14 protein-coding genes and 1 tRNA gene are annotated in these 14,583 nt (G+C 64.1%); 12 read left to right on the forward strand and 3 right to left on the reverse strand.

Annotated features, from left to right (window positions below; genetic code table 11):
- Positions 1-93 precede the first annotated feature (93 nt).
- From U1E26_08740 to U1E26_08760, 5 genes are all read left to right on the forward strand, one after another.
- Positions 94-501, forward strand: coding sequence for a hypothetical protein (locus U1E26_08740; protein ID MDZ4169727.1), 408 nt, complete (start codon positions 94-96; stop codon positions 499-501).
- A 5-nt stretch (positions 502-506) separates the two neighbouring features.
- Positions 507-1,295, forward strand: coding sequence for a PPC domain-containing protein (locus tag U1E26_08745; protein ID MDZ4169728.1), 789 nt, complete (start codon positions 507-509; stop codon positions 1,293-1,295).
- 57 nt (positions 1,296-1,352) lie between these two features.
- The gene (locus U1E26_08750; protein MDZ4169729.1) at positions 1,353-1,694 is read left to right on the forward strand and encodes a hypothetical protein; all 342 of its coding nucleotides are present in this window, start codon (positions 1,353-1,355) and stop codon (positions 1,692-1,694) included.
- On the forward strand, positions 1,678-2,760 hold the full coding sequence (locus U1E26_08755; protein ID MDZ4169730.1) for a hypothetical protein: 1,083 nt from the start codon (positions 1,678-1,680) through the stop codon (positions 2,758-2,760). Before U1E26_08750 ends, U1E26_08755 begins: the two co-directional genes overlap by 17 nt.
- A 106-nt stretch (positions 2,761-2,866) precedes the next feature.
- Positions 2,867-3,313, forward strand: a complete 447-nt coding sequence (locus tag U1E26_08760) for a DUF5684 domain-containing protein (protein MDZ4169731.1) — start codon at positions 2,867-2,869, stop codon at positions 3,311-3,313.
- A gap of 36 nt (positions 3,314-3,349) precedes the next feature.
- Here the strand turns inward: U1E26_08760 and U1E26_08765 are convergent, their stop codons facing one another.
- Positions 3,350-4,513: an acetoin utilization protein AcuC gene (locus tag U1E26_08765; GenBank protein MDZ4169732.1), complete on the reverse strand. Its 1,164-nt coding sequence runs from the start codon at positions 4,511-4,513 to the stop codon at positions 3,350-3,352.
- Between the two features lie 121 nt (positions 4,514-4,634).
- Here U1E26_08765 and U1E26_08770 point away from each other — a divergent pair, with 121 nt between their 5' ends.
- Positions 4,635-7,295 carry a bifunctional acetate--CoA ligase family protein/GNAT family N-acetyltransferase gene (locus U1E26_08770; protein ID MDZ4169733.1) on the forward strand — a complete coding sequence of 887 codons (2,661 nt, stop codon included), beginning with the start codon at positions 4,635-4,637 and terminating at the stop codon, positions 7,293-7,295.
- A gap of 145 nt (positions 7,296-7,440) precedes the next feature.
- A complete protein-coding gene (locus U1E26_08775; protein ID MDZ4169734.1) occupies positions 7,441-8,139 on the forward strand; it encodes a hypothetical protein in 699 nt (232 codons plus the stop codon).
- A 113-nt stretch (positions 8,140-8,252) separates the two neighbouring features.
- Here U1E26_08775 and U1E26_08780 read toward each other — a convergent pair whose 3' ends face one another.
- Positions 8,253-9,005, reverse strand: a complete 753-nt coding sequence (locus U1E26_08780; GenBank protein MDZ4169735.1) for a hypothetical protein — start codon at positions 9,003-9,005, stop codon at positions 8,253-8,255.
- Between the two features lie 67 nt (positions 9,006-9,072).
- Between U1E26_08780 and U1E26_08785 the strand changes: the two genes are divergently transcribed.
- The 3 genes from U1E26_08785 (at position 9,073) to U1E26_08795 (ending at position 10,902) form a co-directional block, all read left to right on the forward strand.
- A complete protein-coding gene (locus U1E26_08785) occupies positions 9,073-9,672 on the forward strand; it encodes a hypothetical protein (protein MDZ4169736.1) in 600 nt (199 codons plus the stop codon).
- A 251-nt stretch (positions 9,673-9,923) separates the two neighbouring features.
- Positions 9,924-10,706: a hypothetical protein gene (locus U1E26_08790; GenBank protein ID MDZ4169737.1), complete on the forward strand. Its 783-nt coding sequence runs from the start codon at positions 9,924-9,926 to the stop codon at positions 10,704-10,706.
- Positions 10,707-10,816: 110 nt separating this feature from the next.
- Positions 10,817-10,902 (forward strand) — tRNA-Leu (locus U1E26_08795).
- Positions 10,903-11,000: 98 nt separating this feature from the next.
- On the opposite strand, the gene U1E26_08800 is transcribed toward U1E26_08795, so the two are convergent.
- Positions 11,001-11,573: a hypothetical protein gene (locus U1E26_08800; protein ID MDZ4169738.1), complete on the reverse strand. Its 573-nt coding sequence runs from the start codon at positions 11,571-11,573 to the stop codon at positions 11,001-11,003.
- 468 nt (positions 11,574-12,041) lie between these two features.
- On the opposite strand from U1E26_08800, the gene U1E26_08805 reads away from it, so the two are divergent.
- On the forward strand, positions 12,042-13,346 hold the full coding sequence (locus U1E26_08805; GenBank protein MDZ4169739.1) for a sensor domain-containing diguanylate cyclase: 1,305 nt from the start codon (positions 12,042-12,044) through the stop codon (positions 13,344-13,346).
- 221 nt (positions 13,347-13,567) lie between these two features.
- Positions 13,568-14,583, forward strand: a 1,016-nt coding sequence (locus U1E26_08810) for an ice-binding family protein (protein MDZ4169740.1), incomplete at its 3' end; no start/stop codon positions are given.

Genomic DNA, 14,583 nt, shown 5'->3' on the forward strand with positions numbered 1-14,583 from the left:
GCGCGCAGTCGCCATTCGGCGATGGGTTCTTCAGGAGTCGCCGCAGGATGACGATACAGGGGGAATAGGCGTGACCTCGGGGGAGGTGAGGGAATGTCCACGTATCTGGCGCAGCCCGCTACCTATGTCGCGATGGATCACGAGACGGACATCCTCCATCTCGTGGCCATGTGGATCGTGGAGGGCCCCCGTGCCTTCAAGGCGCTTGAACGCGCCGCTCTCGATGGAGCCGTTCCTCTGAATGGCGAGACGTTTCTCACGTGCGTTCTCGAGGGTCCGGATGTGGTCACGATGCGTCTCGATGGTCGTGATGAGTGGGTGAGTGTCGTGGCGCGACAGGACGGACTCGACACCCTCGTCGAGGTGCGCTCTCGCGGTCTCAGGGCGCAGGAAGGCGACGTCTCGGCGCAGGACAGAGCACGCTTCGAACAAGTGGTATCCATGGTAGCTCGGGCCCTCGACGAGGTGATGTCCCCCGTCTGGGCAAGAGGAAGCAGGTGAGGGCTGTGAGCACGGTCCGGCGTGGTCGCTTCGGTGCGTGGATATGCACGATCGTGCTGGCGACGTCGCTTGCGGCCCCCTCGCTCGCTGTCGCAGAGATCGAACCCGACGATCAGATTCCCGGGCTCTCCAAGAAGTTGCCCTTCAGCGAAGTGGGGACGCTCACCTTCTTCGTCGGCGAGGAGGAGGTCGGCGATGTCGGGGACATCTACGCCGTCTGGCTCAATGCGGGCGAAACCCTGAGAACCGGGATGCGCGGCTCGTCACAGACGTTGTTCCACCTCAGTCTGCTTCGGCCGGGCACGCCGAGTATCTATGACGATCCGGACGACATAGTCGCCTTCTCCAAGACGGTCAACGGCGACCCCACCCAGAAGTATCTTCGCTACAAGGCGCCTGCTGCGGGCACCTACTACCTGCACGTCTGGATGCAGGAAGACAGCCCGAACGGCAGCTATGCCATCCACGTCAAGCGCACGGCGCTCTACTCCATCACAAGGCCCAACGTTCCCGCGAAGGTGACCCGAGGCAAGTGGTTCAACATCACCGGCTACGTCACACCGGGCTACCTGTTCACGGGCAAGGCCGTGACCGTGCAGCTTCAGAAGCGGGTCGGCAGCAGGTGGGTGACCAAACTCAGCCACAAGTCCGCACCGTTCGGTTTCGAGTTGGGCAAGTGCCGCTACGGCGCCAGGGCGCAGCTTTCCTCCGGACGCTGGCGAGCTCGCGGGTCTATCGGTGACTCGGTCGAATCCCGACGCTATTCGGCGTGGCGTGAGTTCACCGTGCGCTGAGTGTGTGCGGGGGAGTATCATTCGCCCTACAGCACTTGAGGAATGGCGAGGAATCGCATGGATGACGAGCAACGTTCGGAGTACGAATCCCCCCTGTCACGCCTTGACCGCGAGGTTCTTCGGACCTACGCCGGCCGGGGTGACGTCACGCCGCTTGACGCGGGAGACATGTCGCGCTCCAAGGAGTACGACAAGGAGATCAAGAGCATCAAGGGCGAACAGCGAAAGATGCTCCTGAAGGGCTACTTCGCGCTCATCGTCATCATCATCATGGGTGGTTTGATCATCTGGCAGGTCTACCTGTGGTCGACGGAGGCGCTGGAGACCGAGAGTCTCATGGATCGCGCACGCACCGGAACCGAGAAGATCAACCCACTGTCTCGTGACGCCGAAGAGTAGCGATTCGGCGCCGCGCGCGTCTGGTGTCGACGAGGCACAGACGAAGCTCGTTCGCGACGGGGCGTCTGGTTCGGATCACGCTTCCGCGCTTCTGCGTACTCTCGAGCATTCGGGCCTTGCTCATCGTATGGGACCGCCGTTCGATCATTCCGGTGCCGGCTGGACCGTCCCCGACATAGCGCTCAGCGCCCCGGTGGACGCGATGCCCTCGCTTCTCGATCTTCTGTCCTCGTTCGCCATCGCGCGCGACGGGCTGTTCTTTCGGGCGGTGCAGATCTCTCCGGCAACCCGACGCCACCTACTCGGCTTGCCCGGCGAAGCGAAACGCCCCGAGTTGGTGTCGATCGATATCTCCACCGAGCACCAGAGCGGCTCTGGACCAACCGTTGCTCGGTTGCGCCGTGGAGACGGGGATCCATCGCGATCGAGAGGATTCCAGGTGGCCTTCCTGGGTCCCGACGGCGTGGGCAAGTCCACGGTAGTCGATCGGGTCGCCGCGCTCCTTCGCCCGGCGTTCGCCGTCTCGGAGGTGGTGTACATGCGACCCGGCCTGCTGCCGGGCCGTAGCGTCCCCGGCGGACCCGACGGTAGCACGGGACCCCATGACATCCCCGTGTACGCCCCGCTGCCGTCCATCCTGAAGTTGGCGTTTCTGCTCACGGACTACATCGCTGGCTACTGGCTGACGCTGCGGCCGAAGCTGGCGCGCTCGAGCCTCATCGTGTGCGACCGATACTATCTGGATGTTGTGGCCGATCCCGCCCGTTATCGCTACGGCGGCCCAGCGGCGCTGGTCGACCTCGCCGCACGGTTCGTGCCCGGGCCGGACGTCTACGTCGTGCTCACCGCCCCCGTCGAGGTAATCCAATCCCGTCGCGCGGAGATGACTCCTGACGAGACCGCCGCGCAGTTGGCAGGTTATGAAACGGTCGCGGCCCAGCACCCAAGGATCCTCGTCGTTGATGCGTCAGGTACACCGGATGAAGTGGTCGCCACCGCAGCATGGGCGACTCTCTCGGCGATTGCCGAGCGGCACGGTCTCAGCGCTGGCCCGGCACGTAGCTGACCGATCGGTCGCGACGGCGATGCTGCACCTTCGGGCGTCGAGGAGTAGCATATCGGTCAACAACGGAGTGCCGCCGCGGCGGCGTTCTCTCAACGGGGGAGGGACCATGTACGAGCAGACAGGTGATGCTGCACTGACGGGCGGCCTCGCAGCGGCAATGGCCGCGTACTGGATGATCATGATGGTATTCATCGTGATCATCGTCGTCGCCCAGTGGAAGATCTTCACCAAGGCAAACAAGCCGGGTTGGGCATCCATCGTCCCTATCTACAACATCATCGTTCTGCTTGAGATCGTCGGACGGCCGATCTGGTGGATCATCCTGTTCCTGGTCCCGTTCGTGAACGTGGTCATCATGATCATGGTCTACAACGACCTGTCGAAGTCATTCGGTAAGGGCGCCGGCTTCACCCTCGGACTGGTCTTCTTGAGCGCGATCTTCATGTTGATCCTCGGGTTCGGCTCGGCCCGCTACATCGGTCCGGGCGGGGTTGCCACCGCGAGCACTCTGCCGCCAGTGGCCCCGGCCCCGCCGGCACCGCCCGCGCTGTAAGGACCGCGGCGGGTCACCCGCCGCGCAGCGCGGAGTTCAGATGTCGAGGCCGTGCCGCGCGAACACCGCGGCGCGGACCTCTTGGATCGCTGCTGCCGTTCGCTCGAGTGCGACCGCGGCCGCGTCGACAGGCAGCTCGAAGCGGTCGGTCGCGCCGAGGCTCGTCGGGGGATCGCAGGTGCCCGTGGTCTCGCAGACGTGCTCGCGCCAACTCAGGGGCAAGTGATCGTCGAGTTCGATGCCGATGAGCTCGGCCATGACCCATGCCCAGGCGCGCGGAACCACCTCGACCACGTGGTAGCCTCCGCCACCGATCGCTAGCAGACGGCCGCCGCAGAGTTCCTCGGACAGAGACATGGTGCGACGCACGATGTCTCGATAGCCCGGAAGCGTCATCCCCAGGTCAGTGAGGGGATCCGCATAGTGGGCGTCGACGCCGAGTTGCGCCACGATCACGTCGGGTGCAAACGCCCGAGCGAGAGGCGCGACCACCTCGCGAAAAGCGAGGCGGTAGCACTCGTCGGTCGCGAGCGGGGGCATGGGTACGTTCACGGCCGTGCCCTCGCCCTCGCCGTAGCCGGATTCAGTCGGGAAGCCCGTGCCCGGAAAGGCGTACAGACCACTCTCGTGCAGAGAGATGGTCATGACTTCAGGTCGCCCGAAGAACGCCTCCTGCACGCCGTCCCCGTGGTGCGCGTCGATGTCGAGATAGAGCACCTTGAGCTCGGGGTTCGCCTCGCGCGCCACGGCAATCGCGACCGCCGCATCGTTGTAGACGGAGAAACCGGCTGCCCGGCTACGGTGCGCGTGGTGCATGCCGCCGGCAATAGAGAACGCCTTGGTGCGTCGCCCCGACAGGACCTCTTCGAGTCCGAGGATCGAGCCTCCGCAGGTGAGCGCAGCTATCGTGTGCATCCCCGGATAGATGGGATTGTCCTCGGTACCGAGCCCGGATCCGGTGTGCAGTCCCGCTCCCCAGTCGCTCGATTCGACAACCGTGTCGATGTAGCCCGGCGTGTGCACCAGGGCAATCTGGCGCTCGGATGCAGCACGGGGCGCGAGCGTCTCGCAGCGGCTGAAGACATCGTAGGCATCGAGAAGATCGACGGTGAGCTTGAGCCGCAATGGGTTGAGTGGATGGTGCGGGCCCAGGTCGTAGTCGGCCAGACCCGGATCCCATATGAACGCCGCGTTTGACACTTTGGCCCTTTCACGGCCGCGCCTCTCGGGGCTGCCTTGGTGCACTCCGCCGTCGGCGCGCACCACGCAAGCGCGGCTGCAGCGTAGTTTAGGGGAAGAGTCACCGATGGAGGTAACCCACATGAAGCGCATGTTCGACCCCAGGTCCGTGGCGATCATCGGAGCCACGGAGACGGAGGGTGCCGTCGGGCGGACCATCATGGACAACTTGATGCGCTCAGGCGCGCGTGGGCTGTTCCCCGTCAACCCTCACCATGAATCGATTCTCGGCATACCGTGTTTCGGCAGCATCGGTGATGTGCCCGATCCGGTCGACCTCGTCGTCGTCGCGACACCCGCCGCGACCGTGCCGGGGGTCATCGCGCAGTGCGTTGCGGCTGGAGCGGGCGGTGCGGTCGTCGTGTCTGCCGGTTTTGGAGAGACCGGAGCGGCAGGTAGAGAGCTTGAGGCACAGATCAAGGCGGTGCTGCGTGACAGCCCGATGCGCGTCATCGGGCCGAACTGCCTAGGCATCATTCGCCCTACCGTGGGCCTCAACGCCTCGTTCCTGACCGTCGAACCGGAGCCAGGCAATATCGCGCTCATATCCCAAAGCGGTGCACTGGGTACCGGCATGCTCGACTGGGCGGTGAGCGCGAGCGTCGGCTTCTCGCTGTTCGCTTCGGTGGGTAGCATGCTCGACGTCGACTTCGCTGACCTCGTGGACTTCCTGGGTGAGGACCCGCACACGCGGTCGATCCTCATCTACATGGAGAACATCGGCAATGCGCGCCGCTTCATGAGCGCGGCGCGGGCGTTCGCTCGCAACAAGCCGATCATCGTGCTCAAGCCCGGTCGCTACGCTGAGAGCGCCGCCGCGGCCCTGTCCCACACCGGCTCGATGGCTGGGGGCGACGAGATCTACGAGGCCGCATTCAGGCGCGTCGGAGTCGTGCGTGTCCACGAGGTGGCCGACCTGTTCCACGCGGCGGAGGTGCTCGACTCACGGCGCTTGCCCGGCGGGCGCGACGTGGCCATCGTCACCAACGCCGGCGGCCTCGGAGTCATGGCGACTGACTCACTCATCGAGAACGGGGGTCATCTGGCGAGGCTTCCGGACGAGATGATCGAGGCGCTCGATGCGGCCCTCCCGCCCTTCTGGAGCCACTCGAACCCCATCGACGTGCTGGGCGACGCCACGAGCGAACGCTTCGTCGTCGCACTCGAGGCCTGCCTTGCCGAGCCCGGGATCAACGGCGTGCTGCTTCTGTACACACCGCAGGGCAACGCACGACCCGACGAGATCGCCGAGAAGATCGCAGTTCTGGCGAAGGGTTCGCGCAAGCCCGTCATCACCGCACTCATGGGCGGAGCGACGGTCGAGAACGGCCGGCGGATCCTCCACGATGCGGGGGTGCCGTGCTACGACACGCCTGAGGCGGCGGTCAAGACGTACCTCGGGATGTACCGATACTCGCGCAACCTCGAACTCCTGTACGAGACCCCCGCCGAGCTGCCCATCGACGTGTCGCCGCCCAAGCACAACCTCAAGGCTCTGCTGCGACGAGTCGCGGCGACTGGGCGGTTGGTGCTCACCGAGGAGGAGTCGAAGCACTTCGTCACCACCTACGGGATGCCGATCGTGCGGCAGAGCACGGCGCGCAGCGTCGATGAGGCGCTGTGTATCGCCGCAGAACTCGAGTACCCGGTGGTTCTCAAAGTGGTGTCACATGAGATCACCCACAAGAACGCCTCCGGAGGCGTGGAGGTGGGGGTGTGTTCGCCCCAGGACCTCGAGAAGGCGTACGCGCGCATCATGGCCCGGGTGTCCGAGGTCTCGCCTGACGCGAAGGTGGAAGGCATAGCCGTTCAGAAGATGGTGCGCCACATCGACTACGAGCTCATCCTCGGCATGAAGAAGGACTGGCAGTTCGGCTCGGTGCTGGTGTTCGGGGCCGGCGGCGTGAGAGCGGAGGGCCTTGCGGACTTCTCGGTCAGTCTCCCGCCTCTGAATCAGGTGCTGGCGCAGCGGATGATGGAGGAGACGCGGATCTACCGGACCATGCGCAAGCCCCCCAAAGGGGTTCAGCCCCCCGACTTCTGCGAACTCGAGGAGCTGCTCACGATGCTCTCAAACCTCGTCGTCGACTTCCCCGAGATCTCCGAGATCGACATCAATCCCGTCGTGATCTCCGAGGGTCGGGCGCAGGTGGTCGACGCACGGATCGTGATGGACGAGTCGGTGCTCGGCGGCGACAGTTCGTCGCCGCATCTCGTCATCACTCCGTACCCGACGCGGTACGTGGCACCGTGGCGCCTGACGGACGGTACGGATGTGCTCCTTCGTCCGATCAGGCCCGAAGATGAGCCGATGCTTGGCGAGATGCTGAACACCGTCTCGGAGCAGTCGCTGCGATTCAGATTCTTCGGTAACGTCCCGAACTTCGATCACGCGCGGCTGGTCAGGTTCACCAACAACGACTACGACCGTGAGATCGCGATCGTTGCTGAGCTGACGCGCGGGCAGACCAAGCGGATCATCGGCGTGGCCCGACTGATGGGGGATCCGGACCGCGGCACCGGGGAGTTCGCCACGCTGGTGCACGATGAGTTCCACGGCAAGGGGCTCGGATTCAAGTTGGTAGACACGATCATAGGTATCGCGCAGGACAAGCAGTACCAAGAGGTGACCGGCTTCGTTGCCGTTGAGAATCGACGCATGCTCCGAGTCGTCGATCAGCTGGGCTTCGAGCGCGTCAGGACGGTCGAGGGAGTGATCGAGATTCGGCTCGGGCTCAAGTAGTGGGGTGGCCCGGCGACACGCGCTCACCGTCCGGTAGGTGAAAGAAACGTCAGCAATCAACGTCGTGCGGGGTAGAGAGTAACCATGGGGTCGATCGGCGCGTGCGCCGAATCCCGGCTGATTGACGAGTACAAGGAGGTTGCATATGAAGACGAAGCGCATGATCGGCGTCGCGGCGCTCATCGGAGTACTTGCGGTGTCCGCAGTAGCGGGCGCCGTCGGTACGCTCGGTGTTTCGGCGCGCGGCGCCAAGGTAGTGACCTACCCGCATCCGGCGCAGTTCACCGTGCGCTGGAGCGAGCCGGCTTCGCAGCCGATTGACGTGCAGGTTCGGTACGCCGGCGGAGAATGGCGGACGTTCAGGACCATTTCTGCCACGCGTGCGGTTGAATCGACCAAGCCCGCGACGGTCGTGTTGCCCAAGCCTTCCGCTGACTTCGAGATTCGCGCGGTCCAGGGCGCGCTCGAGAGCGCGATTGCGACGGGCGGTGTGCGCTCGACGCTCATGGCGTCCTCGCGCGGCTCCTACCGTCGCGGCGAGCGGGTTGTGGTGAAGGGATCGATCATGCCCACGCTGTCGGTCGATTCGACGATCACGGTCAAGGTGTGGAAGACGAGCATCAAGCGGTCATGGCATCGCGGTAATGGGTTCGGAAGGCCCGTCCTGGTGCGCGAGCTTGTCGGTGAGTTCACCGGCAAGGTCTACAAGTCCGGCAGCCAGATGTCGCTGTGGAAGGCCAGCTTCGCGATTCCGGCGAAGGGCGACTACGAGGCCCGGGCCTACTACGACGATGCAACTCATTCACCTGGTGCGAGCAGGTTGGTCCGCTTCAGGGTGAAGTAGCGCCACGAGCATCTGTCACGGCAGTACGATTCTTCAAGAAGCGCCCACCGCTGCGGTGGGCGCTTCTGCTTCTCCCGCGCTCATCACGAACAGCATCCGAGGAGCGCGGCGCTTCAGGCGGTGGCGGCGGTGGCCCGCGCCGGCCTCAGGTCGAAAGCACTCTTGAGCGCGAGCAGGATCAGTAGCGTCAGCGTCTCGTAGCGGCCACCCAGCAGCATCCACGAGAGCATCGCAGCGAACGGCAGGGCCATGATCATGACGTGAAGCGCCACGATGCGCCTCTCCGGAGCTCCGCCCTGGACACTCCACAGACTACCCGTCGAAAGCAGCCAAGCAGCTTCGCTCACGAGTTGTCCCGCCACAAGCGGCCAGTACGCACGGGTCAGGTAGGCGACGGGGGTCCAGAAGTCGGAGTTGATGAACCCGTTGGGGCCGAACAGCTCTTCCGGTGGCATCCTGACCCAGACCGACAGGAACAGCCCGTAGAACCCGTAGACCCAGCTCGCGGCGTACAAGAGCGCAGCGCCGACGATCCCGGTCACCGCGATCGCGACAAGCATAAGCGTCGCCGGAGCGACTGTCGCGTTCGGCACGAACCGCTCCTTGAGCAGGGTGGCGCGGTGAACGAATAGGCTCAGGGCGAAGCGCAGGGCAGCGAAGTACGCTGAGTACAAGCCCACCAGCCAGAAAGACCAGCAGAAGCCGGCCAGTGACAGGTCGCTGGTCAGGGTGAACCCCGCCGAAACGGCGAAGCCGCCCAACACGGCCGCGAGCGCGCGCGCAGGCGGGCGCGGTGTCTGTCGCGTATCCATGCAGCCAGAATAGCCGATGCGCTCGGCATGATCTCGCGCGCGGTGGGTATCCATACCTTGCTTGCGGAGCGCAGGGGCCGCCCGCGAAGCAGCGCGCGAAGACGGGGGAGGAGCGCGAAAGATGAGTAGCGAACGAGCGCACATTCACGGCAAGGCCAAGACCATGTTGCTGGCGATTGCGGTACTCGCCGCTCTGAGCGCCGGTTGTCTCATAACGGACTCCTGCGGCGACTACGACAGGGCGTTCTACGAGAAGAGGAGATACCAAAAGGAGGCTTTGCAGCGCGATGATCCCAGCGCTGGGCAGGCCGAGCCTCAGGAACAGCCTTCGGGAGGCGGAACCGATGCCGCGTCGGCCGAACCCGTCGTCGCGATCGGCAATCCGAAGGCGGTTCAGAACGGCGGAACCTCGCCGACGTGGGAGGCCGAGACGTCGATGATTGTGACCGAGATCAACACCTACCACTGGAACGACGGGAAGGGTAAGTCGCCCGGCACTCTCGCACTTCAGTCCGGGGACGGCAAGACCTATGGTCCGTGGCAGACGAGCGGGCTGCCCGGTCAAGGTGGCGTCCCGAATGCGACATGGGTAGCCAAGCCTGACGAGGTGGTACCGCCCGGTACCTACAAGGTTGTGGACTCCGACCCCGGCTCATGGTCTCAGAACGCGGACTCCAAGGGAGTCGGCTTCACCAACGTGATCGCAGCACCCGCTGAGTGAATCGGACGATGCGCGATCAGGAGCAGTGGGTCGCCACGTGCGCGTCGCCATAGTCGCTTGCGTCGAACGGTGAGCAGACTCCCTCAAACTCATACGCGCTCCGCTCCCAGGAGCGTGTCGACGCGGGTTTGAAGAGGGAGTACGCTTGTCGTGTCGAGCGTTCCTCGATGAACATGCCGCACGAGGCCTTCACGAATCGACCGATCAGCCAGAGTCCATCCGGATGCGGGACACGGAACGGGGGTTCTCGGATGACGAGTGAGAATGCGAGACGGCTGCTGTGCAGGCTGGTCGTGCTGTCCGGAGTGATGCTCTCGGCCTTGTGGATGCCGGCTGGGGCGCTCGCCAGCGATGACGGACTCCCTGGCACGGCGCGCATACTGCCGTTCGGCTACATCGACACCCTCGCGTCGCCCGATGATTGGAGCGACTACTCCGAGTTCCTCCTGGGCGAGGGGCAGACGCTCACGGTGCTGATGCGCAGTGGGACCGGGACGCGATTCGGTGTGTATCTCTACGGACCGTACGCGACCGCGGGCATGGAACCGCGGGCGGTTTCGCGCACCGTCGCCTCTGACGCGACGCAGCAGTCACTCATCTGGAAGGCGCCGGAGGGCGGACTCTACTCGATTCGCGTGGTCATGTACGAGGCAAGTGCTGATGGCGGCTACGCGGTGCACGCCTCGACCGCGCCCGTCTACTCGATAGGGCGCCCCTCGCTCCCCTCGCGGATCGTCCGCAACCGGTACTTCACCATCAGCGGGGCCATCAAGCCCGGATACTTGTTCGACGGAAAGCCGGTGACCGTCCAGGTGCAGAAGAAGGTCGGTAGCCGCTGGTCCACGAAGAGCGGGTACCTGCTCTCGTATCGTACGGCCCCGTATGGAAGCGATGACATCACGGTCTACCTGAGGGGCTGCACGTACGCCGCGCGCGCGAAGCTGTCCGCCGGACGCTGGCGTGTGAGGGCGTCCATCGGAGACGAGACCATGAAACGCCGCTACACCGCGTGGCGCGAGTTCACCGTGAAGTAGGCGTGATCGGCTCCCTGTTCGTGAGTGACATTTCGATCTGTCGACCGCCGCACCGCACCTTTCCGTTTGCTCGCTCCCACCCGCGGTGCTAACATCACGTTTCGCGCTACGCGGGTGTGGCGGAATGGCAGACGCGCATGGTTCAGGTCCATGTGGGGGCAACCCCGTGAAGGTTCAACTCCTTTCACCCGCACCACAACGAAGACCAGTGCCTTCCGCATTCGTACGCGGAAGGCACTTTTGTCTTCTGTGCGCGATTGCAGTTGCGGATGAGACGCTGCGGTAGAGAATCGCCTACTCGAACATCTTGCCCATGAGGAGGTTCGCGATTTCTGCGCCCAAGGCCTCTGCATCGTCTCCATACACCGCCGGCGGCCAGTCGATGCGGATGACCGCATCCCCGCGAAGCACGATCACTCCGACGTTGTCATTGGGGAACGAGCACGCGATGGCGGCGTCGCCAAGTCCCGGGACGTCACGGATGGTTGCTTCTTCCGTGAACTGCTTGTTCGATTCGAAGCCCTCTTCGCCACCCGCTACGTCCACCGAGATGAAGAGCTTCGAGTTCGGAGCTCCGTCATTCGTGTAGCCGGCCTTCGGCTTGCCGTTCTGTGCCGCGCTGCTGGCCTCAGGGAAGTAGGTCATCTTCTTCCCGGTGACGGCGCCCACGTCCTCCGGTGTGATGATGTCGTTGATTGCCCAGCCGTCCTCCAGTTTGATGACCGCAGGGGCCTGTGCGGGAGCTTCGGATGCGTCGGGCGCGGTTTCGCTACCCGTAGGCGGGGGAGCCTCAGTCGCTCCGCCACCGCAGCCCGAGATGATCACAGCACAGAGCAGTAGGACCGTAAACGCGATTCGTGAGTGCACGTCTTTCGCCTCCCCGCGAGAGAGCAGCCGTCAAGGAATTGTGTACCCGGAATCGGACTCTTCACTCGAGCACGGGACGGTGATGCGACGGTCGTTCCCGCTCCGGGGCTGGAAGACATCGTGAGTTCACCGTCCAGTTAGGCGATGTGCTCGCTTATGTTGAACAGTCCGAAGCCCCCACCCTCAAGGAGCGTTGACTCCCGTTCTTCAGGGTCGAACCCCGCACCGTCGTCACTGACGGTGAGTCGGAATTCGCCGCCGTGTCTGAGATTCGGATGCCGGTCCGTGTCCCCATGTGCGCCTTCCCCAGTTTGGCGTCTAGATGAACCCTATCAGTGCTCCATCGGCATTGTCTTCCGTGGACTCGATAGGCCGCTACGACTACCGTTCGCCAGCCCATGATGATGCCCGTCCTCAATGGTGCCGATACACATAGTGTAGGACCAGAGGCTTGACCAAGGAGGCACCATGAGTAGTCAGCAGACTACTCGGCGCCCGTGCAACCCCAGTATCATCCACGCAATTGCGGAACTCACACGTGACGCGTGCCTGGTCATGGACACCGATGCCGTGATTCTCGAGGCCAATGACGAGGCCGCACGGCTGTACGGGTACCGAGCCGAGGAACTCATCGGCATGCACGTATCACGGCTGTGCACGGAGGAGTCAAGCCGGGCGCCCTGCGACGTACCCTCGACGGCGCGTGGCGAGGGGCTGCTGGCTCCTTCGACCCACGTGCGCAAGGATGGCACCGCGTTTCCGGTCGAGGTCGGCTGGAAGCAGAGTTCCGTCGGCTGCTGCGAGCTGCTGGTAGCGCACGTTCGCGACATCGGTGAACGCGTACGGCTTGAGGCAGAGTTGCACCTCAGATCCGATGTGCTCGACGCCGTTCTGGACCCGATCATTGTCCACGATCTCGAGGGCAACCTCGTGCTTGCGAACAGCGCAGCCGCCGCTTCCGCAGGCATGACCCCCGAGGAGTTCATGCTGCTGGGACCTTGGGAATGGCTGGCCGAGGACGCCCGGAGCACAGCCCCTGAACGTCTGACACTCCTTCTGGAGGAGGGCTCACGTGTCTTCGAGAGTCAGGACACATCGGCAGAGGGTGAAACGTATCCTGTCGAGGTCCACGCGAGCGTCGTGCAACTGGGTGAGGACGCGGCGGTCATCTCGGTGGTGCGAGACATCACGGAACGCGTCAAGGCCAACGAGGCGATACACCGGATGGCGTTGAGCGATCCGCTCACCGGCCTTTCGAACCGCGCTCACTTCGAGCAAGCGCTGGAGCTGGCGATCGCCGATGCGCGCCGCCACGGAGACGCCCTAGCGGTGCTGTTCTTGGACCTGGACGATTTCAAGCCGGTGAACGATCGGTTGGGCCATGCGGCGGGCGACCAGGTTCTGGTCGAGCTGGCCCGGAGCTTGAAATCCGGCCTGCGTACGACCGATACCGTGGCCCGCATGGGCGGCGACGAGTTCGCGGTCATCCTTCCCCGGCTCTCAGAAGCCGAGTCGATCCACGCGGCGGCCCGCAAGGTCGCCAGGTGCGCTGCGAAACCTACCCGCATTTCAGGTCAGGACATCTCGGTCACCGCCAGCATAGGTGCCGCGCTGTTCGACCCCCGGCACGATGATGCGGACACCCTTCTCGCGAAGGCAGACAGCGCGATGTACGCGGCGAAGCGTGAAGGCGTGGTCTGGCGCGTGTGGGGCGAGGAACTGCAGGCCACCGCCGTGCTTCCGATGCGTCGAGAATCGGCGGGCGCTGCCTGAGACGCGGGTGTGGCGGAATGGCAGACGCGCATGGTTCAGGTCCATGTACCCGTGCGCATCGTAACCGACTCGCCAGCACGAATTGGCCAGGAGAACGCGCCTGAAGCCTCCGGGTGCCGTCCGCATAGGGTTGAGTGCTGCTGGTGGCGGGTATGAAGAAACAAACTTACCAAGGTATCACTAGGGAACCCTGCCTTGGAAGCTCTATGTTTGGGGATATCATGAATTCGGCCCAATCCGTCCGACTTAGCCATCTGTCGAGGCATGCGATTTCGTGGGGGCTGGTTTTTGCTCTGCTCGTTCTGCCGTTTGGACTTCAGCACGCGACCCCTGTCACTGCTCTGGCGGCAGACGCACCGCTCAACTTGGGGGCAGCCTCATCCTTCGCGGTGCTGGCTGGCTCCACGATCACCAATACGGGGCCGACGACAATCAGCGGCTTGGCCGGTGGAGACATCGGCGTGTCTCCGGGCACGGCGATCACCGGCTTCCCGCCTGGGGTGATATCTGGCGTCATGCATTCAGCAGACGCTGCCGCCAGCCAGGCCCAGACGGCATTGACCGCCGCGTACCTCGATGCCGCAGGCCGTTCGACGACTCAGGACCTCACCGGCCAAGACCTGGGCGGACTTACGTTGACGCCGGGAGTCTACTCGTTCAGCTCGTCGGCGCAGTTGACAGGCCAGCTCACTCTCAACGGTCTGGGCAATCCGGACGCCGTCTTCATATTCAAGATCGGCACGACCCTTACCACAGCGTCAAACAGCAGCGTCGTGTTCATCAACGGCGCCCAGTCTTGCAACGTCTACTGGCAGGTCGGCAGTTCCGCGACCTTGGGATCGGGCACTCAGTTCAAGGGGAACATCCTTGCGCTGACGTCGATCACTCTAGTCACGGGTGCAGCGGTTGACGGGCGACTTCTTGCGCGCAACGGTGCAGTCACCCTCGACTCCAATGTGATCCGAAACGATGTCTGTTCATCGGCAGCAACCCTTCACGTGATCAAGCACGACATCAACGACAGAGGGGGAACGTCGGTCGCATCGGACTACAACGTTCACGTCAAATCGGGAGGCACCGACGTCGTCGGTAGTCCGGCCGCCGGTGCTGAATCGCCGGGAACGACCTACACGGTCCCCGCCGGTACCTACGCGGTGAGCGAGGACGCCTCGGCCGCGTACACCGCGACGTTCAGCGGCGATGGTGACGCGAACGGCAACATCACGCTGGCTCCGGG

This window comes from Coriobacteriia bacterium, from assembly GCA_034370385.1.
Taxonomy (GTDB): Bacteria; Actinomycetota; Coriobacteriia; order Anaerosomatales; family PHET01; genus JAXMKZ01.